The 18,499-nt window shown below is 72.0% G+C and carries 16 protein-coding genes; 11 read left to right on the top strand and 5 right to left on the bottom strand.

Going from position 1 to position 18,499, the window contains the following annotated elements; genetic code table 11:
- Positions 1 to 22 precede the first annotated feature (22 nt).
- The gene (locus ACZ56E_RS20125; protein WP_468612156.1) at positions 23 to 772 is read left to right on the top strand and encodes a GntR family transcriptional regulator; all 750 of its coding nucleotides are present in this window, start codon (positions 23 to 25) and stop codon (positions 770 to 772) included.
- Positions 773 to 797: 25 nt separating this feature from the next.
- Entirely contained in the window at positions 798 to 2,000 is a 1,203-nt protein-coding gene (locus ACZ56E_RS20120) for a type ISP restriction/modification enzyme (RefSeq protein ID WP_471215861.1), read from the top strand.
- Positions 2,001 to 2,008: 8 nt separating this feature from the next.
- Here the strand turns inward: ACZ56E_RS20120 and ACZ56E_RS20115 are convergent, their stop codons facing one another.
- Together ACZ56E_RS20115 and ACZ56E_RS20110 are read right to left on the bottom strand one after the other, a co-directional pair.
- Positions 2,009 to 2,278 (bottom strand): DUF1905 domain-containing protein, encoded by a 270-nt coding sequence (locus ACZ56E_RS20115; RefSeq protein ID WP_398310267.1) that lies wholly within the window; start codon positions 2,276 to 2,278, stop codon positions 2,009 to 2,011.
- Positions 2,279 to 2,334: 56 nt separating this feature from the next.
- On the bottom strand, positions 2,335 to 3,066 hold the full coding sequence (locus ACZ56E_RS20110) for a TetR/AcrR family transcriptional regulator C-terminal domain-containing protein (protein ID WP_471215859.1): 732 nt from the start codon (positions 3,064 to 3,066) through the stop codon (positions 2,335 to 2,337).
- A 63-nt stretch (positions 3,067 to 3,129) separates the two neighbouring features.
- Here ACZ56E_RS20110 and ACZ56E_RS20105 point away from each other — a divergent pair, with 63 nt between their 5' ends.
- Positions 3,130 to 4,062, top strand: coding sequence for an ATP-binding cassette domain-containing protein (locus ACZ56E_RS20105; protein ID WP_471215857.1), 933 nt, complete (start codon positions 3,130 to 3,132; stop codon positions 4,060 to 4,062).
- A 62-nt stretch (positions 4,063 to 4,124) separates the two neighbouring features.
- Positions 4,125 to 4,907 carry an ABC transporter permease gene (locus ACZ56E_RS20100; RefSeq protein WP_471215855.1) on the top strand — a complete coding sequence of 261 codons (783 nt, stop codon included), beginning with the start codon at positions 4,125 to 4,127 and terminating at the stop codon, positions 4,905 to 4,907.
- A gap of 246 nt (positions 4,908 to 5,153) precedes the next feature.
- Here ACZ56E_RS20100 and ACZ56E_RS20095 read toward each other — a convergent pair whose 3' ends face one another.
- Complete coding sequence (locus ACZ56E_RS20095; RefSeq protein WP_358590355.1) at positions 5,154 to 5,423, bottom strand: hypothetical protein; 270 nt, start codon at positions 5,421 to 5,423, stop codon at positions 5,154 to 5,156.
- A gap of 401 nt (positions 5,424 to 5,824) precedes the next feature.
- Here ACZ56E_RS20095 and ACZ56E_RS20090 point away from each other — a divergent pair, with 401 nt between their 5' ends.
- Complete coding sequence (locus tag ACZ56E_RS20090) at positions 5,825 to 7,468, top strand: serine/threonine-protein kinase (protein WP_471216397.1); 1,644 nt, start codon at positions 5,825 to 5,827, stop codon at positions 7,466 to 7,468.
- Here the strand turns inward: ACZ56E_RS20090 and ACZ56E_RS20085 are convergent.
- Positions 7,452 to 8,273: an SGNH/GDSL hydrolase family protein gene (locus ACZ56E_RS20085; protein WP_471215853.1), complete on the bottom strand. Its 822-nt coding sequence runs from the start codon at positions 8,271 to 8,273 to the stop codon at positions 7,452 to 7,454. The two genes, ACZ56E_RS20090 and ACZ56E_RS20085, sit on opposite strands and share 17 nt — an antisense overlap.
- Positions 8,274 to 8,504: 231 nt before the next feature.
- Between ACZ56E_RS20085 and ACZ56E_RS20080 the strand changes: the two genes are divergently transcribed.
- The 6 genes from ACZ56E_RS20080 to ACZ56E_RS20055 all read left to right on the top strand — a co-directional run bounded on the left by ACZ56E_RS20080 (position 8,505) and on the right by ACZ56E_RS20055 (position 16,947).
- Positions 8,505 to 8,930: a hypothetical protein gene (locus ACZ56E_RS20080; protein ID WP_471215851.1), complete on the top strand. Its 426-nt coding sequence runs from the start codon at positions 8,505 to 8,507 to the stop codon at positions 8,928 to 8,930.
- Position 8,931: 1 nt separating this feature from the next.
- The gene (locus ACZ56E_RS20075; RefSeq protein WP_471215849.1) at positions 8,932 to 10,047 is read left to right on the top strand and encodes a GNAT family N-acetyltransferase; all 1,116 of its coding nucleotides are present in this window, start codon (positions 8,932 to 8,934) and stop codon (positions 10,045 to 10,047) included.
- Positions 10,048 to 10,396: 349 nt separating this feature from the next.
- Positions 10,397 to 11,230 (top strand): glycosyltransferase family 2 protein, encoded by an 834-nt coding sequence (locus tag ACZ56E_RS20070; protein ID WP_471215847.1) that lies wholly within the window; start codon positions 10,397 to 10,399, stop codon positions 11,228 to 11,230.
- Positions 11,227 to 12,234, top strand: a complete 1,008-nt coding sequence (locus ACZ56E_RS20065) for a glycosyltransferase family 2 protein (protein WP_471215845.1) — start codon at positions 11,227 to 11,229, stop codon at positions 12,232 to 12,234. The genes ACZ56E_RS20070 and ACZ56E_RS20065 overlap by 4 nt, the downstream gene beginning before the upstream one ends.
- Positions 12,231 to 13,034: a polysaccharide deacetylase family protein gene (locus tag ACZ56E_RS20060; RefSeq protein ID WP_471215843.1), complete on the top strand. Its 804-nt coding sequence runs from the start codon at positions 12,231 to 12,233 to the stop codon at positions 13,032 to 13,034. The genes ACZ56E_RS20065 and ACZ56E_RS20060 overlap by 4 nt, the downstream gene beginning before the upstream one ends.
- A complete protein-coding gene (locus tag ACZ56E_RS20055) occupies positions 13,027 to 16,947 on the top strand; it encodes a lipopolysaccharide biosynthesis protein (RefSeq protein ID WP_471215841.1) in 3,921 nt (1,306 codons plus the stop codon). Before ACZ56E_RS20060 ends, ACZ56E_RS20055 begins: the two co-directional genes overlap by 8 nt.
- Before the next feature lie 3 nt (positions 16,948 to 16,950).
- Here ACZ56E_RS20055 and ACZ56E_RS20050 read toward each other — a convergent pair whose 3' ends face one another.
- Positions 16,951 to 18,372 (bottom strand): GH39 family glycosyl hydrolase, encoded by a 1,422-nt coding sequence (locus ACZ56E_RS20050; RefSeq protein WP_471215839.1) that lies wholly within the window; start codon positions 18,370 to 18,372, stop codon positions 16,951 to 16,953.
- Positions 18,373 to 18,499 lie beyond the last annotated feature (127 nt).

Raw genomic sequence — 18,499 nt, 5'->3', positions numbered from 1 at the left:
ACCACGCTGATTCGGAGAGACCGTGACCGCTTTCGCCCCGGACTCGATCGTCCTGAATCGGAAACTGCCGCTCTGGTACCAGGTGTCGCAGTCCCTGCGCGCCTCGATACTGGGCCGCACCCCCGACGCCCCGCTCCGGCTGCCCACCGAGGAGCAGCTGGCGGGGCATTACGGGGTGAGTGTGCTGACCATGCGGCAGGCGCTGAAGGAGCTGGAGGACGAGGGGCTCATCACCCGCCACCGGCGGCGCGGCACCTTCATCGAGCCGAGCGCGCGGCGCGGCACCCCCGTCCGGCTGCTCGGCTCGGTCGACGCGATCGTGGCCCAGCAGTCGGGCATGACCACCCGGCTCCTGGACCACGGCACCGCTCCGCTCCCCGCCGATCTCGCCGGGCACTTCCCGGGGTCGGCCGAGGTGGCGACGTACCACCGGCTGCGCAGCGACGAGAAGACGGGCGAGCCCACCAACCACGCCCGCAACTACGTCCGTCCCGAACTGGCCGCCCGCATCGAGCCTGCCGACCTCGCGCGCTGGCCCATGACGAAGGTCCTGCGCGACGTGGTGGGCGTCCGCATCAGCCGCATCACCGACACCGTCGAGGCGACGCTCGCCGACCCGGAGACCGCGCGGCTCCTCGAAGTGCCGCTGCTCAGCCCGATCCTGCACTACACCGGCGTCACGTACGACGAGGAGGGCCGCACCCTGGACGTGGCCCGCATCCACTACCGCGGCGACCGCTTCTCCTTCTCGGTCACGCTCGACGCGACGTGACGGGCCCGGGCGGACACGTCGTACGATGCCGGGCGTGACGCACGACGAAGCGCCGCTGCTCGCGGACCTCATGCCGTGGTCCGTCGCACCGCTCCGGCCGGGCCGCGGGTGGCCGATGGGACCGGATCCCGCATCCCTGAAGGCCCGTTGGGGCGCCCTCGTCCGCGCCGAAGGCCCGGACCGCGACGCCCTGTTCCGGCCGACCCGCGCCCGCACCCTGCACACCGCCGTGGCCCAGCTGCCCGGCCACTCCGGCGGAACGGGCCGTCTGGCCAGGGAGACCGGCCCCTGCCCCGAGCCCGTGCGCGTCCTGCACGGACCGTTCGACGAGCAGTGGCTGATCCCCGACCACCGCCTCCTCGACGTCGCCAGGCCCGAGCTGTGGCGGGTCGCGGGCGAGGGCCAGCTCTTCGCCGTCGAGCAGGGTCACGTCCCCGGGGCCGCGGGACCCGCCGTCCTCGCGTCGGCGGTGCTGCCGGACGGCCGCTCGCCCGCCGGGCGGCCGGGCAGGATACGGCCGCTGTTCCGCCGCCCCGGCGGCCTGGAGCCCAATGTGGCGCCGGGCCTGCTCCCGCACCTTTCGGAGCTGCTCGGCCAAGAGGTCACGGCGCGCGCCCTGCTCGCCTGGGTGCTCGCGACCGGCACCGGTTCCGCGGCGGGCTGCCGGGTGCCGCTCACGCACGACGCCGAGGTCTGGGCGCGGGGCGTGGAGCTCGGGCAGCGGCTCCTGCGTCTACAGCTGCGCGGCGACGGCGAGCGCCCGAAACTGCCGGGCGGACGCAGGCCGTACGTCCGGGCGCCGCTCCCCGCCCGTCCCGACGCCCTGGCGTACGACGCCGAGGACGAGGTCCTGCGGGTCGGCGAGGAGGGCGTCATCTCGCCGGTGCCGAGGGAGGCCTGGGAGTACGAGGTGAGCGGGGTGCGCGTCGTCGAGCGGTGGTTCGCGCTGCGCACGGAGGCGGCGGAGGCGGGCACGCTGGAGGCGATCCGGCCCCCGGCGTGGCCCCAGCCGTGGACGTCCGAGCTGCTCGAACTGATCACGGTGCTCGCCCTGCTCGCCGAACTCGGCCCGCAGCGCGCGGAATTGACGTCCTCGCTCGGCGCGCCCCTCACCTCGGCCGACCTGCGCGCCGCGGGCGTTCTGCCCGTGCCCGACGCCGCGCGCCGCCCGGCCTCCGTCCTCGACCACCTCGAAGAGGGCCCGGACGGACAGTTCGCCCTGCTCTAGCCGGCCGGCTAGCTCTCCAGCCGCTCCTCCAGGCGGACGGTCACGGTGTCCCCCTCCTCCTTCCCGATCGCCTTGCGCACCTCCGCCTTCACGGGCAGCTTGTGCGTGCCGTCCCCCAGGGCCATGAAAGACCCCCGGAACGGATGACCGTCGATCGTGCCCCTGACCTTCACCAGGCCGCGGGTGCGGAAGTACGCGGCCGACTCGGGCCACACCACATAGGTCCAGCCGCCCTTGTTCGGACTCTTCCGCAGCGTCGCGGTGAACTGCTCGTCCATCCTCATGCCTCCGCTTCTGGGGGTTCACGGAATAGGACGACAGCGGGCGGGAAAACTCATCGGCCGCCGCGGACGTCCGGGCGGAACGAGTCGAGGAGCCTGCGCAGCGCCCGCTCGAAGCTCTCGTCCGCGTCGCCGGGCGGCGGCGCCTGCGCCAGCATCGCCGCGAGCCGCGGATACGCCCCGCTCGCCACCTGCGCGGCGAGATGCGCGTACCGCACCTCCTGCTCCTGCTCGGCCGACCAGGGCAGGCCCCTGGTGCGCTCGGCGACGGCGATCTCGTTGGCCACGGCGGTCATCGCCGTGCCGTTGACCATCGCGATGAGCTCCATCTTGGTGCCGTAGGGCGCGTCGAGGCCCTCCAGGACGCCGAGGCAGTGCTCCAGATACCGCAGCGCGTTCGGGCTGGAGCCGTAGACCGTCGACATGACGTGCACCAGCCACGGGTGCCGCCGCAGGATCGCCCGGGTCTGCCGGCCGAGGGCGAGCATCTCCGCGTACCAGTCGCCGCCCACGGCCTCCTCGGACAGCTCGTACTCCCCGCTGGCCGTGTCGACCATCAGCTCGTACAGGTCCTCCTTGCGCGGCACGTAGTTGTACAGCGACATCGTGCCGCAGCCCAGCTCACCCGCCACGCGCCGCATGGACACCGCGGCGATGCCGTCCGCGTCGGCGATGCGGACGGCCGCCCGCGCGATGTCGGCCCTGCTGTACGCGGGCTTGGGGCCGCGGCCCGCACGCTCGGGGCGCGCCCAGATCACTTCGGGAGTGGCCGCTCGGCCCGCCATTGATCATCACCTCGCCCCCCATGTTAGTTACGTACAGCGTACGTAGTGGGGTACCGTGACGGCATGACTACTACGTACGCTGTACTTAGTGAGGGTCTGGAGAAGCGGTACGGCTCCGGCGGCGCGGCCGTCACCGCCCTGCGGGGCCTGGACCTCGCCATCGCCGAGGGCACCGTCTGCGGGCTGCTCGGCCCCAACGGCGCGGGCAAGACCACCGCGGTCCGGGTGCTCACCACCCTCCAGGCACCGGACGCCGGGACCGCGCGGGTCGCAGGGCACGACGTGGTGCGGGATCCGGCCGCGGTGCGCCGGCACATCGGCGTGACCGGCCAGTACGCGTCGGTCGACGGCGATCTGACCGGGCGTGAGAACCTGCGGCTCTTCTCCCGTCTCCTGCGCGCGCCGCGCGGACGCGCCGACGAACTCCTCGAACAGTTCGGCCTGACCGACGCGGCGGACCGCCCGGCCCGTACGTACTCCGGCGGCATGCGGCGCCGCCTCGACCTCGCGGCGAGCCTGCTCACCCGGCCCGCCGTGCTCTTCCTCGACGAGCCCACCACCGGCCTCGACCCGCACAGCAGGAACGGCATCTGGGAGGCCGTGCGGAAGCTCGCGGGCGAGGGCACGACGGTGCTGCTCACGACGCAGTACCTGGAGGAGGCCGACCGGCTGGCCGACGACATCGTGCTGATCGACGGCGGCCGGGCGGCGCATCGCGGCACGCCCGCGGAGCTGAAGGCGCAGATCGGGAGCTACGCGGAGGTCGTCGTCGCGGAGGGCGCCGCGCTGCCGGTCGCGGCCGCGGTCCTGGACCGGCTGACGGGGGCGGAGCCGGTGCTCGACGCGGAGTCCCGCACCATCGGCGCCGTCTCGCTCGATCCCGCGCTCACGCTGCCGCGGCTGGTCCGCGAGCTGGACGCGGCGGGGGTGCCCGTCGTCGACGTGGGTCTGCGCCGCCCGTCGCTTGACGACGTCTTCCTGCGGCTCGTCCCGTGAGCCCGGCCGCCGCTCCCGCCCCGGGCCACAGGCCCGATTCCCGACCCCCGGAGGTCTCCCCCATGAGCGCCATCCTCTTCGACGGCACGGCCGTGCTCGGCCGGCATCTGCGGCGCGTGCGGCACGCGCCCGCGATCCTGGTCATGACCCAGACGATGCCGATCGTCTTCCTGCTCTTCTTCGGCTACGTCTTCGGCAGCGCCCTCGCGATGCCCGGCTCCGACTACCGGGCCTTCCTCGTGCCCGGCATGCTCGTCGCGACCGCCGCCAACGGCATCATGACCGGCATGTTCACGGCCGCCCAGGACACCCACCGGGGCGTGATGGACCGGCTCCGGACGCTGCCGATGAGCAGGGCCGCCGTGCCGCTCGGGCAGGCGCTGGCCGATCTGGTGACGACCGCGGCGGGGCTCGTGCCGCTGGCGCTCGTGGGGCTCGCGATGGGGTGGCGGATCGAGGGCGGGCCGCTCGCGGCGGCGGGCGCGTTCGGGCTGCTGCTGCTCTTCCGGTTCGCGACCACGTGGATCGGGATCCTGCTGGGGCTCGCGTCGCGGAGCGAGGAGGCGGCGGGCCAGCTGGGCAGCGCCACCTTCATGCTGCCGCTGCTGTCGAACGCGTATCTGCCCACCGACGGGCTGCCGTCCTGGCTGCGGTTCGTCGCCGAGTGGAATCCGATCAGCGCGGTGGCGACGGCGGTGCGCGACCTGTGCGGCAACGCGCCCGTCCCGACGGACGCGGCCTGGCCGGTCGCCCACCCGGTGGCGGGGTCGGTCCTCTGGTCGCTGGTGCTGCTGGCGCTGTGCGTTCCCGCGGCCGTCCGGCGGTACGCCCGCGGCGAGCGCTGAAGGCTGCGGCGAGCGCCGGAGGCCGCAGGCAGGGGTGCTTCGGCGAACGCGCGCCGACCGGGGGAGTATGGGCGCATAGGCCCGGCGGTCGGTGCGGTTCGGCTGAATCTCTACGCGTCAGGAGCCGCCGAGCGGCCCCGTGAGGCAGGGGTGTTACAGGGTGGTGTGACAGACGGGGGAGGGAGAGCGGGGTGGCGGGAAAGACCCGCCGCGGAGCGGCGGTTCAGTCCCGGGGGCCACCCGCGGTCAGCGTCCGCCGAACAGCGAGCGCCGCAACCGGCGCAGTGGCGCGAAGAGCGAGACTCGCCTCACTCGGGCACCCCTGCTGCTGCGGGCGTGCGCGGTGTCACGTGAGGTCAGCTCACGCATCAGCAGCGTCGCCTCGTGCGACTCCCGCTGCGGGACGGCGGGGCCGCCCAGCACCGAGAGATGGCGGTCGAGACGCGAGCTGCTCGCGCTGCTGCCACAAGTGATCGCAGGGACACGCGCCCTGCTGCGCACCGTTATCTGTTCCATGTCACTCCCCACCCGTACGAGGGCACCCGGCCCAGGGCAGGTTAACCCTATCGCCCCATCCTGACACGCGTGTATCCCGGTCGCAGGATTCACCTACCCCACAAGGAGGTTGACGATTACTCTCCGAATCCAACTGATTCCAGGGCGAGTTGGACATACGGCCTGACCGTGGACCGCCATCCCGTGGTGACGTGGGCCATCTCACGTGGGCTGCGGACGCATCCGGCGTGCGCCGTACTCGCTCTTGCGTGTGGATTGATGTGCAAGGGGGCGGCAACAGCGCTCGGTTGAGCTACTTTTGTGGAGGATCGCACCGCTGCGGATGGGGGGCGCCCGTGAGCCGGCCAGAGCGCGTGATCGCCGGGCGGTACCGCCTTCTGGCGCCGCTGGGCGAGGGGGGCATGGGCACCGTGTGGCAGGCCCGTGACGAGGTGCTCGGCCGCGAGGTGGCCGTCAAGGAAGTGCGCGCCCCGGCCGGGCTCCCGGCGGGTGAGGTCGACCGGCTGTACGCGCGCCTGGAGCGCGAGGCCTGGGCCGCCGCCCGCATCCCCCACCGGAACGTGGTGACGGTCTACGACGTCGCCACCGAGAGCGGCCGCCCCTGGATCGTCATGGAGCTGGTCCGCGGCCTCTCCCTGGCGGACGTGCTGGACGCCGAGGGAGCGCTCACCCCGCAGCGGGCCGCCCGGATCGGCGCCGAGATCCTGGGCGCCCTGCGCGCCGCCCACGACGCCGGGGTCCTGCACCGCGACGTCAAGCCCGGCAACGTCCTGATCGCGAACGACGGCCGGGTCGTCCTCACGGACTTCGGGATCGCCCTGGTCGAGGGGAGCTCGGCGCTGACGATGACCGGCGAGGTCGTCGGGTCGCCCGAGTTCCTGGCGCCGGAGCGTGCGCTGGGGCAGCGGCCCGGGCCCGCGTCCGACCTGTGGTCGCTCGGCGTGCTGCTGTACGCCGCGGTGGAAGGCAGCTCGCCGTTCCGCCAGGACACTCCGCTGAGCACGCTGCGTGCGGTGGTGGACGAGCCGCTGCCGCCCGCGCGCGGCGCCGGGCCGCTCGCGCCGGCCATCGAGGGGCTGCTGCGCAAGGACCCGGACGAGCGAATGTCCGCGGCCGACGCCGAGCACGATCTGCGCACCGTCGCCTCGGGCGGCACCCCGCGCACCGGGACCGCGCTTCCGTACCTGCCGACGACCACGGCCGAGCGGCCCCCGTCCGAGCCGGCACCGCCCGCTCCCCTGCCCGCCCCCGCGCCGTGGCCCACCACGGCCACCACCGACACGTCGACGGCCGGGTCCGGCCGGTCACGCCGGGCGGCGGTCGTCCTGGTGGCGGGACTCGTCGCGCTGGCGCTCGCGCTCGGCGGGCTCACGTACTTCCTCGTCAACCGCGACGACGGCGGAGGCGGGGGCGGCAACGAGGGGAGCGACAGCAGCGGCGGATCCACCGGGGGCAGCGGCAGTACGTCGGAAGGGTCGGACGGCGGGTCCGGCGGCGGCGGGTCGACCGGCTCCACGGACGGGCACGGCGACGACGGCGGCTCCACGAACGGCGGCGACGGAGGCGACGGGAACAACGGAGGGAGCGGGGGGAACGGCGGAAGCGGAGGGGGCGGGGGCAGCACCCCGGCCCCGCAGTCCGTGAAGGTGCACGTCTCGGGCGCCAACACGCAGTACGAGGGCGCCTGTCCGCCCGCGGCCGCTCATGCTCCGTCGTTCACCGCGACGTTCACGGTGGGGCGCGCCCCCGCCACCGTCGAGTACCGCTGGGTGACGGAGTCCGGCGAGCCGAGCGAACCCGGCTGGAAGACCCTGTCCTTCTCATCGGGGAGCAGGACGCGGCAGGTCAATCACGTGGAGACGGCGTACGACACGGGTGGCGGGACGTACGAGAACGCGATCGGCGTCCAGGTGCGCAAGCCCGTGGAGACGACGTCGAACTCGGTCGAATACACGGTGACCTGCGAGGAGGAGACCCCGACGGGCGGGGCCTCCTACACGCCGAACGGGTACGGACAGCCGGTGGGGGTCAGGCCGCCGCGGTGAAGACCGGGAGGTAGCCACCGGACTGGCCGGCGGCGGTGGGGTGGTAGGACTCGCCGATGTTGAGCCAGTTGACGCTGTGCAGCCAGGGGCTGCCTGAGCAGATCTCGTGCCCCGTGAAGGTGGAGGTGACGTCACCGAAGGCGAAGCCGTGGTCGGCGGCGCGCTTCTCGGTGGCGGCGTTGAGGTAGTCGGCGGCGCCGTTGATGGCGGCCCGCTCGCGCTCGGAGAGGCCGGCGGCGCAGCTGCCGCTGAGCTTGTAGAAGCGGGGGTAGCCGAGGACGACGACACGGGCGGAGGGGGCCTTCGCCCTGATCGCGTCGTACACCCTGTCGAGGTTCCCGGGGAGTGTGGAGTCGACGTACTGGCGCGCCTGGTTGATGCGGGCCAGGCAGTTGCTCTCGGACTGCAGCACACAGGTCGTCATGACGTCGGCGAAGCCCGCGTCGTTGCCGCCGACGGAGAGGGAGACGAGGCCGGTGCCGGCGCTGAGCGGGCCCAGCTGGTTCGCCAGAACATCACCCGTACGAGCGCCCGAGCAAGCGGTGAAGGCGAAGCTCGAGGGTGAGTGGGCGGCTGCCCACAGGGCGGGGTAGGCGCGGTTGCTGCGCTTGCAATTGCCGCTTCCGCTGTCGTAGTTGCCGGCACCGACGCCCGACGAGTAGGAGTCGCCGAGGGCCACATAGCCCGTGGCCGCGGCCTTCTGGCCGGAAGACTGTTCGGCGTGGGCCGCTGCCGCGCCGGTGAGCGCGAAGGCGGCCGCGAGGAGGAGCGAGGACATGTATGCCGTGATCCGGGACAATTTCATGGAACCTCCCTTAGCAGGGTTTCTGCTGCGACCGTGGTAGCACGCACCCCCGGCCGCCGATAGTGTCCATGTCAATAAGTTCTTGAACAATTCCCTTGTGATCGCGGGAAGTTCAGCTTCGACCGGTTGTGGCGGGGAACATTTGCACGCCCTCTCCGCATCTTGACGGGCCGTCGAGGGGTGGGCGACATTGAAGCCCGGCATCCGGCGCGTCGGGGGGCAAAGTCGCCCATGCAGACCAACGGGATCAAGGCACCACCAGCGGACACGGGGCAGCACACCGGACGGGGCGGCCGTCACGACCTGGTACCGCTGCTCGCGGGAGCGGCCGTCGCCGTCGGCGGGGTCGGCGCGGTGCTCGCGCTCGTCGACCTGGACTCACCGCTGCGCGGCCCGTTCACCCTCTTCTTCCTCATCGCCGCGCCCGGGGCGGCGATCGGCGCGGCGCTGCGGAGCCTCACGCCGTGGGGCCGGGCCGTGGTGTCGGTGGCAGGGGCCGTCGCAGTCGACCTGCTCGTCGCCCAGGGCATGCTGGCGCTGCACGTGTGGTCGGTGCGCGGCGGTGTCGCCGCGGTCGCCGCCCTGAGCTCGCTCATCCTCCTGCTGACCGTGGTGCGACGGCTGCGCGGCCGTCCGGCGAGAAGGTGGACCACCTGACGTGAACATCACCGTGCACCGCCCCGGCGAGCTGACCGCCGCCGACCGGGCGGCGTGGACCGCGCTGCAGTCCAAGGCGCACCTCCACGGCTCGACCGGTCTCGCCAACCCCTTCCTCTCCCCCGAGTTCACGCTCGCGCTCGGGCACGAGCGGCGCGGAGTGCGGATCGCCGTCGCGCGCGAGGACGGCGAGCCCGCCGCGTTCCTCCCCTTCCAGAGATCGGCCACCGGCATCGGCCGGGCCATCGGTCTCGGCATCTCCGACTGCCAGGGCCTGGTGCACCGGCCGGGCTTCGACTGGGACGCCAGGGAGCTGCTGCGGGCGTGCGGGCTCGCCCTGTGGGAATTCGACCATCTGGTGGCCGGTCAGGCGCCGTTCGAGGCGCACGCCTCCGGCGTGTTCGCCTCTCCCGTCATCGATCTCGATCAGGGGTACGACGTCTATCTCCGCGGGCTCCGCGAGCGCTCCCCGAAGTTCCTCAAGCCGACACTCGCCAAGGAGCGCAGGCTGAGCCGCGACCACGGCGCCGTGCGGTACGTGCACGACGAGCGCGACCCCGCGGTCCTCACCACGCTGATGGGCTGGAAGTCCGCGCAGTACCGCAGGACCGGCCGCAGCGACCGCTTCGCGCGCCCCTGGATCGTCCGGCTGCTGCGCCGGCTCTTCCACACCCGCACCGACTCGTTCGCCGGGGTCCTCTCCGTCCTCTACGCCGCCGACGTGCCGATCGCCGCGCACTTCGGGCTGCGTTCCGAGCGGATCCACACCTGCTGGTTCCCGGCGTACGACCCGGCCTACGCGAAGTACTCGCCCGGCCTCATCATGCATCTGCACATGGCCGAGGGCGCCGCCGCCGACGGGATCGCCCACATCGACCTCGGCCGCGGCCAGAAGGCCTACAAGGACTCCCTCAAGACACGCGAAATCGCCGTGTCCGAGGGGTGGGTGGCGCTCCGTCACCCGGCGGCGCTGGGACACCGGGCACGACGTGCCCCGGTGCGCGCGCTGCGCAACACCGTGCAGTCCCGACCGGAATTGTTCGAACCGGCCGACAAACTGCTCAAGCGTATGGGGCGAATTCGATCTAGGGGTCAGGGAATAAGCCGGTCCGAATAAGATCGAACAGTTTACGCAAATCATGAAAAACGTGGGACCACGCTCCAGGTCTTGCCATACAGTCTCATTCATCAATACCGTCGTACATCCACCCGCAACGGCACATCACGCAATGCGATCAAGGGGAGGGCTCAAGATCGCGATGGTGCCGGTGCGGGCGCGGTAGGGGGGTGCCGTGCTCGGTGGCCGCTCTTTCAGCCGAGTCACGTCCCGCGCAAATGCCAGCTCACTCGGCATGCACGGAGATCCATTTCGTCACGCTCAAGTGAGAACCCCCCTTTCGACCCGGATCAATTTCCGGACTGCCCGGGGGCGGGCCGTCCACCGGACGAGAGGGATCACCGGACTCATGACTTCTTTTGTGCGCCCGGCAGACGCCGGACAAGAGCCGTTAGAAGAGATCTCAAGGAACTACCGTCCGATCTCCACACACTTGGCGATCACTCCGCCGGTCAGTGTGGTGATACCGGCCATGAACGAAGCGGAGAATCTTCCGTACGTTTTCAAGACACTGCCCGACTGGGTGCACGAGGTCGTCCTCGTGGACGGCAATTCCACCGACGACACCGTGGCCGTCGCCCGTGAGCTGCGGCCGGACGTGAAGGTCGTCCGCCAGCTCGGCAAGGGCAAGGGTGACGCTCTCATCACCGGCTTCGCCGCGTGCACGGGCGACATCATCGTGATGGTCGACGCCGACGGCTCCGCCGACGGCAACGAAATCGTCTCCTACGTCTCCGCCCTCGTCTCGGGCGCGGACTTCGCCAAGGGCTCCCGGTTCGCCAACGGCGGCGGCACGGACGACATGACACCGATCCGCAAGCTCGGCAACCACGTCCTGTGCTCGGTCGTGAACACCAAGTTCGGCGCGCGCTACACCGACCTGTGCTACGGCTACAACGCCTTCTGGCGGCACTGCCTCGACAAGATCGAGCTCGACTGCACCGGCTTCGAGGTCGAGACCCTGATGAACATCCGGGTCGTCAAGGCAGGGCTCAAGGTCCAGGAGATCCCGAGCCACGAGTACCTGCGGATCCACGGCACCAGCAACCTCAGAGCCGTCCGGGACGGCATCCGCGTACTGAAGGTGATCCTCTCCGAGCGCTCCAACCGGGGCAGGCGCGGCGCACGGCGCAAGGACGGCCGGGGGCTGCCCCGCCGCGCCGGTCAGGGAGAGGTGTCTTGAGCGCGGAGACATCCGTCGTCCTCTGCGCGTACACCGAGGACCGCTGGGAGGACATCCTCGCGGCGGTCTCCTCGGTGCGCGCGCAGTCGCGGGCGGCGCTGGAGATCCTTCTGGTGGTCGACCACAACGCCTCGCTCCTGGACCGCCTCACCAAGGAGTACAAGGAGACCGAGGGCGTGCGGGTGCTCGCGAACGCGGGCCCCCGCGGCCTCTCGGCGGGGCGCAACACCGGGATCGCCGCCTCCCGCGGCGACATCGTCGCCTTCCTCGACGACGACGCCGTCGCCGAGCGGGACTGGCTGCGGTACTTCGCCGAGGCGTTCGAGGACCCGCGGGTCCTCGCCGTCGGCGGCCGCACCCTGCCCGCCTGGGACTCAGGGCGGCGGCCCGGCTGGTTCCCCGAGGAGTTCGACTGGGTGGTCGGCTGCACGTACAAGGGGCTGCCCCGGGGGCGGGTGCGGGTGCGCAACGTCCTCGGCGGGAACGCCTCGTTCCGCCGCACCGCCTTCGCCGCGGCGGGCGGCTTCGCCACGGGCATCGGCCGGGACGGCGACAAGCGGCCGCTGGGCTGCGAGGAGACGGAGTTCTGCATCCGCCTCAGCCGCGCCCGGCCGGACGCGGTGCTGCTCATCGACGACCGCGCGGTGATCCACCACCGGGTGCCCGCCGCGCGGGAACGGTTCCGCTACTTCCGTACGAGGACGTACGCGGAAGGCCTCTCCAAGGCACTCGTCTCCCGAAGTGTCGGCGCCGCCAAGGGACTCGAGTCCGAGCGGCGCTACACCACGCGCGTGCTGCCCGCCGGGATCGGCCGCGGCCTGCGCGACGCGGCGCTCGGCCGGCCGGGCGGTGCGGGGCGCGCGGGGGCGATCGTGGCGGGAGTGCTCACCGCGGCAGGGGGGTACATAGTCGGGAGCGTCCGTGCGCGCAGGGGAGGCGCCACGTTCTCGGTCGTGGAGATCGCCGGGACGGCAGACACGGGCGGCGAGGGGGCTGCCGCATGAGCACGAGACCCGTGCCGATACTGATGTACCACTCCGTCGCGCGCGCGCCGAACGCCGCGACGCACGACCTCTCGGTCTCCCCCGACGCCTTCGAACGCCAGATGAAGGTGCTCGCCGAGCGCGGCTTCACCCCGCTCACCACCGCCCGGCTCGCCGCCCTCTGGCGCACCTCCTGCGGGTCGCTGCCCGAGCGGCCCGTCCTGATCACCTTCGACGACGGCTATGAAGGCGTGCACCGGTACGCGCTGCCCGTGCTCGCCGGGCACGGCTTCGCGTCGACCCTGTTCGTCTCCACCGGCTGGCTGCGCGGGAAGTACGACACCGGGGGCGCCCCCGACCGCATGCTCGACTGGGACCAGGTGCGCGAACTCGCCGCCACCGGTGCCGAGATCGGCGGGCACAGCCACACGCACCCCGAACTCGACCAGCTGGACGACGACCGGCTCCGCTCCGAGCTGCGGCGCTGCCGCGACATCGTCGCCGACGAGCTGGGCACCCGGCCCGTGTCCTTCGCGTACCCGTTCGGCTACTCCGACCGGCGGGTGCGCGAACGGGTGCGCGAGACGGGCTTCGGGCAGGCGCTCGCCGTCGGCAACCGCCTGGCATGCCGGACGCAGGGACCATACGCACTGCGGCGCGTGACCGTGCGGCGCACCACAGGGGCCGAGGAGTTCGAGCGGCTCGTGACCGGCCGCTCGATCGGCCGCATTTTCGCCAGGGACCACGCCCTCACCAAGGGGTACGCCGTGGTCCGCAGAGCCCGACAGGTCCGTCGGAAGGCAACGCGTTCCCGTGTCTGACACGACCACGGCCCAGACCGGCGCCCCCGGTTCCGCGAGCGCCGGGGGCCCGTCGCCGTCCGACAAGTCCGGTAAGTCCGGCGGGACCGGCAGGGCCGGCAGGTTCGGCAGGGCCCGCAGAATGCGCCTGCCGGGCCGCGGGGACGGCCAGAGCCCGCTGTTCCGCAACGCGTACGCGCTGATGCTCAACACCGGCATCTCCGGCGTGCTCGGCGTGGGCTTCTGGCTGGCCGCCGCCCGGTACTACTCGGAGTCGGCGGTCGGTCAGGGCTCGGCGGCGATCGCCGCGATGAAGCTCCTCGCGGGGCTCGCCGCGCTGACGCTGATGGGCGCCCTCGCGCGGTTCATCCCCATCGCGGGCCGCGCCACGGGCAAGCTCATCTTCCGTACGTACGCGGGCAGTTCCGCCGTGGTGGCGCTCGCCGCCGTCCTCTTCCTGCTCACACTGGACCTGTGGGGCCCCTCGTACCGCTTCCTGCACGGCCCCGTCCACGGCGTCGGCTTCGTCCTCGCCGTGGTGGCCTGGTCGGTCCTCACGCTGCAGGACGGCGTCCTGACCGGGCTGCGCAGCGCGCTCTGGGTGCCGGTGGGCAACACCGTCTTCTCGGTCGCCAAGCTCGCACTGCTCATCGCGATCGCCGCCGCGATCCCCACCGCGGGCGTCTTCGTCTCCTGGGTCGCCTCGATCCTCGTGTCGGTGATCCCGCTCGGCTGGCTGGTGTTCCGGCGCCTGGTGCCGCGGCACGTGCAGGCCACCGAGGGGAAGGCGCAGCCGCCGACGCTGCGCGAGATCGGCCGCTTCCTCGCCGGCGACTACACCGGCTCGCTCTTCTCGCTCGCCGTGGTCTACCTCGTCCCGGTGATCGTGGCGTCGCAGGTCAGCTCGGTCGACAACGCGTACTTCTACATCACCACCACCATCGGCAGCACCATCAATCTGCTCGCCATCAACATGGGTGCCTCGCTGACCGTGGAGGGCGCGCACGATCCTGCGCTGCTCGCCGCCAACACCCGCTCGGCACTGCGCCGGATGGCGCTGATCATGCTGCCGGTGTGCGGGATCCTCTTCCTGGCCGCACCGCTGATCCTGCGCATGTTCGGCCAGGGGTACGCGGACGCGGCCACTCCGCTGCTGCGCTGGTTCGTGGTGGGGGCGCTGCTGCGGGTCGTCATGGAGACGTACTTCGCGGTGCAGCGCGCGCAGAGCAAGACGTCCGGCATCGCCTGGCTGCAGGGTCTGTTGTGCGTCCTGGTGCTCGGCCTCACGCTGATCCTGCTGCCGCGGATGGGGCTGACCGGCGCGGGCGTCGCGGAGATCTGCAGTCTGGCGGTGATCGTGGCCATCGCGGCGCCGAAGCTGTACCGCGTGGTGCGGGCGGCGCCCTCGGCGAAGGCCGGAGGGGCGGCGCCGGACGGGGACCTGGCCGACCTGGGGACGCCGGACGCGCCTGCGGAACAGGTGCGGGCGAGGGCCGCTGGTGCTGGGGGTGCCTCGGGGGCTTCGGCCGGGGGCGGGGAGTGCAGGCAGCATCGCGGGCCCGCGTGGGCGTTGCGCGAGTCGCTCGACTCGGACACGCTTCAGCTGGCCGTGCAGCTCGACTTCGAGCACCAGGAGCGCAGGCCGGACGTGCGGCCCGGTCCCGGCACTCCGGCGGCGGGGACGCCCGTGGCGCGGAGCGAGGGGGACGACGTGGACCACCGGCCGACCTGGGCGCTGAGCACTCCGGCGGGGTCGGGCACCACACCCGTCACGGGGCCTGGACCGGACCACGTGTCCGACGCCGTGGAGGACGCGGCAGCAGCTCCTCCGGAACCAGTGGCTCCGGCAGAACCCGTCGCCGCTCCTCCGGAACCGGCGGCCCCTGGCGAACCGGCCCCGCCCCCGCGCACCCCCCGCCGCCACATCCTCGTCCTGGCGCTGCTCCTCACCGCCGCCCTCGCCCTGTACTGGCTGCCCGTCCTCGGTCTCGGCGAGCAGGACCTGGACGCCATGGGCGGGCTCGGCCTGATCTCCGTGCTCCCGACGCCGACGCTGATCGGCGCCGCCCTCCTCGTCGTCGTGTTCGCCGCGCTGCTCTGGATGGACCGGCCGGTCAAGGGCCTCCTCCTGCTCACCCTGCTCGCCACCGTCGTATCGCTGCACGCGCTGCCCGCGGTCGTCGAGACCGAGCCGCGGTTCGCCACGGCCTGGCAGCACCTGGGCTTCATGGAGTACATCGACAGGACCGGCACCGCGGTGCCCGACCTGGACGCGCGCTGGAGCTGGCCGGGGTTCTTCGCCGCGGCCACCTTCGTCGCGGAGGCGTGCGGCGTCTCGGACATGACCGAGGTGATCCGCTGGTGGCCGACGGCGATCCAACTGCTCTACCTGGCCCCGATGTTCCTGCTCGTGCGGTCCGTGCGGGCGGCCTGGCGCGCCAAGTGGGCGGGTCTGTGGATCTTCGTCCTCAGCGGCTGGGTCGGTCAGGACTACTTCTCCCCGCAGGGCTTCACGTACCTCCTCTACATCGTCTTCGTCGCCGTGCTCCTGGTGTGGTTCCGCGCCCCGCGCGTGCTGTGGGCCAAGCGGCGCCCGGGCGAGGCCGAGGTCGAGCCCGCCGGCCGCGGGGAACGCGCGGTGCTGCTCCTGGTCCTGATCGGCCTCTTCGCCGCGACGGTCCCCGCGCACCAACTCACGCCGTTCGTGATGCTCGGCGTCCTCACGGTCCTCGTCCTGGTCGGCCGCTCGGAGCTGCGCGGCCTGCCGTTGCTCTTCGGGGTGCTCGTCGTCGTGTGGCTCGGCTTCCTCGCCGAGCCGTACTGGTCGGGGCACTTCGGGGAACTGTTCGGCGGGGTCGGCGGGGTGGGCGGCAATGTGTCCTCGTCGGTCTCCGGACGCATCGAGGGCGGCGATCCCACCCACAAGCTGGTGCTGTACGTGCGGGTGGCGATGGCCGGCGGCGTCATGGCGTTCGCCTGCTTCGGCTGGTGGCGGCGGCGCTTCCACAAGTACGGCGAGCGCTCGCTCCTCGTCCTCACCTTCGTGCCGTTCCTGGGCTTCGGCATGCAGTCGTACGGCGGTGAGATGGCCCTGCGCGTCTTCATGTTCGCGCTGCCGGGCGCGGCGCTGCTCGCCGGCCTGGCGTTGTTCCCGCGCGCGGGCGGCACACCGGACGAGCGCGACGGTGGCGGTGGCCGTGGCCGGGTGCATCTCGCGCCGCTGGCCGCCCTGCTCGCCGGGCTCGTCCTGATCGGCGGGTTCCTGGTCGCCCGCTGGGGCAACGAACCCTTCGAGCGGGTCCGCCCCGGCGAGGTCGCGGCGATGGAGTACGTGTACGCGCACGACGAGCCGACGGCACGGCTGCTCTGGATGAGCAACGACACGGTCAACAACGTGACGCCGTCGATTCCGTGGGGCTCCCGGGACATGGAGAAGGTGGAGTACGTTCCGACGCTCGCGCCCGCCGACCCGGTCCTGGTGTCCGGCCTGGCGAAGGCCCTCAAGGACGCGGGACCCAACTCGTACCTGATGATCAACCGCAGCCAGACGGCCTTCCTGCAGCTGGACGCCGGCTACTCGAAGACGTGGGAGACGCGGCTCATCCGCAACCTCGACGACCGCGAGGACCTGAAGAAGGTCTTCGCCAACGCCGACGCGACCGTCTACACCCTGAGCGAGCAGCCGGACGGCAGGGTCGCGCGGGCCGATCCCGGGCCTGTCGGGCCGAAGGTGACGTGGACGCCGTGGTCGGTGGTGGGCGGCCTCGCCGCCGTCGCGCTGGTGCTGCTGCTCGGGGCGCGCGAGGTGGTGCGGGTCGCCGCGGCGCCGAGCGTGCGGCAGCAGCGGTGGTTGCAGGGCAGCTTCTGGTTCTCGCTGCCGCTGCTCGCGGTGCTGCTCGCCTCACTGATCCAGCGGTTCGTGACGATGGCGTGAGGCTCAGCGCTTGAGCCACTTCACCTCGTAGCCCGCCAGGTCGACGCGGCGTCCGTCGACCTTCGTGCTGAACCGCCGGTCGAGGGTGTTCGCCACGAGGATCGCCTCGTCGTCGGCGAGGACGCGGACGTGGGGGCGGTCGTCGGCGGCAACCGTCACCGTCTCGTACGCGGTCCCGGGGCCGAACTCCTTGCCGAACCGTTCGATGAGCTCCAGCATCGGCAACTTGTCCCCGCCGTCCGCCTGTTGGGTGGCCGTCCACAGGCAGCCCGCGCATTTCGCGCCCCGCTTCTGCGGGTTCCAATAGAAGCCGCTGGTGGCGCCGCCGCGGGCGATCGCCATCAGGCCCGAGGCATGGACGGCCACGCGGTGCGCCTCGGACCAGTCGTCGCGGTTGTCCTGGCTGTCGCCGGGCTCCACGTAGTACTCGGCCCACCACAGGGGCAGGTCCCCGGTCCGCTCGCGCACCCACTCGCCGACGGCCGTGAACTTGTCGGTGGCCTTGAACTCGTCGGGCAGCAGCTCGTCGTCCGCGGTGTAGCTCGCGCCGTCGACGACGACGAAGTCCGCGCCCCTCTTGTGCTTGTTCCAGTACTCGAAGGCGTCGAGAGGCCGCTGGTCGAGGCGGCCCCAAGGGCCCTCCACCTCCGACGCGTTCTCCGTCTGGCGGGGGTCGATGCTGTCCATGACCAGATAGGGGCCGCCGACCATGATGTCCTTGTCGACCTTCTTGAGCTCGCGGTGGACGAGGTTGTAGAGCTCGGTGTATCCCTCGTAGTCCCAGCGGGCCTTCTCGTCGTTCCAGAAACCCTTGAACTCGTTCCAGACGACGAAGTGACGTACGTCGGGATAGCGCTTGGCGACGGTCGCGGCGAGCCGCGCGAAGTCGTCGTAGTGCTCGGGCTCCGGGGCGGTCTCCAGAGCCTGCTGGCTCCAGTCGGTGTTCTCCGCGCCGGGCTCGCCGCCCTTCATCCAGTCCGGCGCGCAGCACAGCGTGACCACGGGCGTGCCCTTGCTCGCCCGCACGAAGTCGATCCGGCGGTCCATGTCGGAGAAGTCGTAACGGCCGTCGACCGGCTCCGGATTGCCCGCGCCCCAGCCCATGATGTGCTGGATCTGCGGGACGGGCCGCCCCTGCCCCGCGAGTTCGGCGCGGACGCGCTCGACGGCTTCCTCCTCGCCCTCGTCCGCGCTGTACTGGGTGTGGGTGAAGCCCCAGCCGACCTCCGGATCGGCGTCCTTGGGCGGGACCGCGGGCGTGCCGTGCACCTTGTCGCCGTCCCGGGTGGTGCCCTCGGTGCTGCCACCGTCCCCGGGAAGTGTGTTGACCAACGTGATCACCAGGGCCAGTACGGCCAGACCGACTCCGAGCAGTGCGGCGAGTCGCCACCGCCGTGCTTCCGAAAACCACCCATGACGTCCCATCAGCGACAAGCGTATCGGGGCTCTTACGCGGTAGGACAGGTTCCGCACCACAGCTCCTCACTCGCGGCCACAGCGCTCGGAAGTGCGAACGGCGCACACGGAGCGGCCCTGCAAACCGGGTGCGCGG

This window comes from Streptomyces sp. NPDC039480, from assembly GCF_055597165.1.
Note: the sequence above shows the minus strand (reverse complement) of the source record. Positions and strands in the feature narration are given on the sequence as shown.

What these genes read in the sequence shown, in the direction of transcription:
- ACZ56E_RS20120 (WP_471215861.1), top strand. Translation starts at nt 798, where the DNA reads ATGCCGGGCGTGACGCACGACGAAGCGCCGCTGCTCGCGGACCTCATG.
- ACZ56E_RS20115 (WP_398310267.1), bottom strand. Translation starts at nt 2,278, where the DNA reads ATGGACGAGCAGTTCACCGCGACGCTGCGGAAGAGTCCGAACAAGGGC.
- ACZ56E_RS20110 (WP_471215859.1), bottom strand. Translation starts at nt 3,066, where the DNA reads ATGGCGGGCCGAGCGGCCACTCCCGAAGTGATCTGGGCGCGCCCCGAG.
- ACZ56E_RS20105 (WP_471215857.1), top strand. Translation starts at nt 3,130, where the DNA reads ATGACTACTACGTACGCTGTACTTAGTGAGGGTCTGGAGAAGCGGTAC.
- ACZ56E_RS20100 (WP_471215855.1), top strand. Translation starts at nt 4,125, where the DNA reads ATGAGCGCCATCCTCTTCGACGGCACGGCCGTGCTCGGCCGGCATCTG.
- ACZ56E_RS20095 (WP_358590355.1), bottom strand. Translation starts at nt 5,423, where the DNA reads ATGGAACAGATAACGGTGCGCAGCAGGGCGCGTGTCCCTGCGATCACT.
- ACZ56E_RS20090 (WP_471216397.1), top strand. Translation starts at nt 5,825, where the DNA reads ATGGGCACCGTGTGGCAGGCCCGTGACGAGGTGCTCGGCCGCGAGGTG.
- ACZ56E_RS20085 (WP_471215853.1), bottom strand. Translation starts at nt 8,273, where the DNA reads ATGAAATTGTCCCGGATCACGGCATACATGTCCTCGCTCCTCCTCGCG.
- ACZ56E_RS20080 (WP_471215851.1), top strand. Translation starts at nt 8,505, where the DNA reads ATGCAGACCAACGGGATCAAGGCACCACCAGCGGACACGGGGCAGCAC.
- ACZ56E_RS20070 (WP_471215847.1), top strand. Translation starts at nt 10,397, where the DNA reads ATGACTTCTTTTGTGCGCCCGGCAGACGCCGGACAAGAGCCGTTAGAA.
- ACZ56E_RS20060 (WP_471215843.1), top strand. Translation starts at nt 12,231, where the DNA reads ATGAGCACGAGACCCGTGCCGATACTGATGTACCACTCCGTCGCGCGC.
- ACZ56E_RS20050 (WP_471215839.1), bottom strand. Translation starts at nt 18,372, where the DNA reads ATGGGACGTCATGGGTGGTTTTCGGAAGCACGGCGGTGGCGACTCGCC.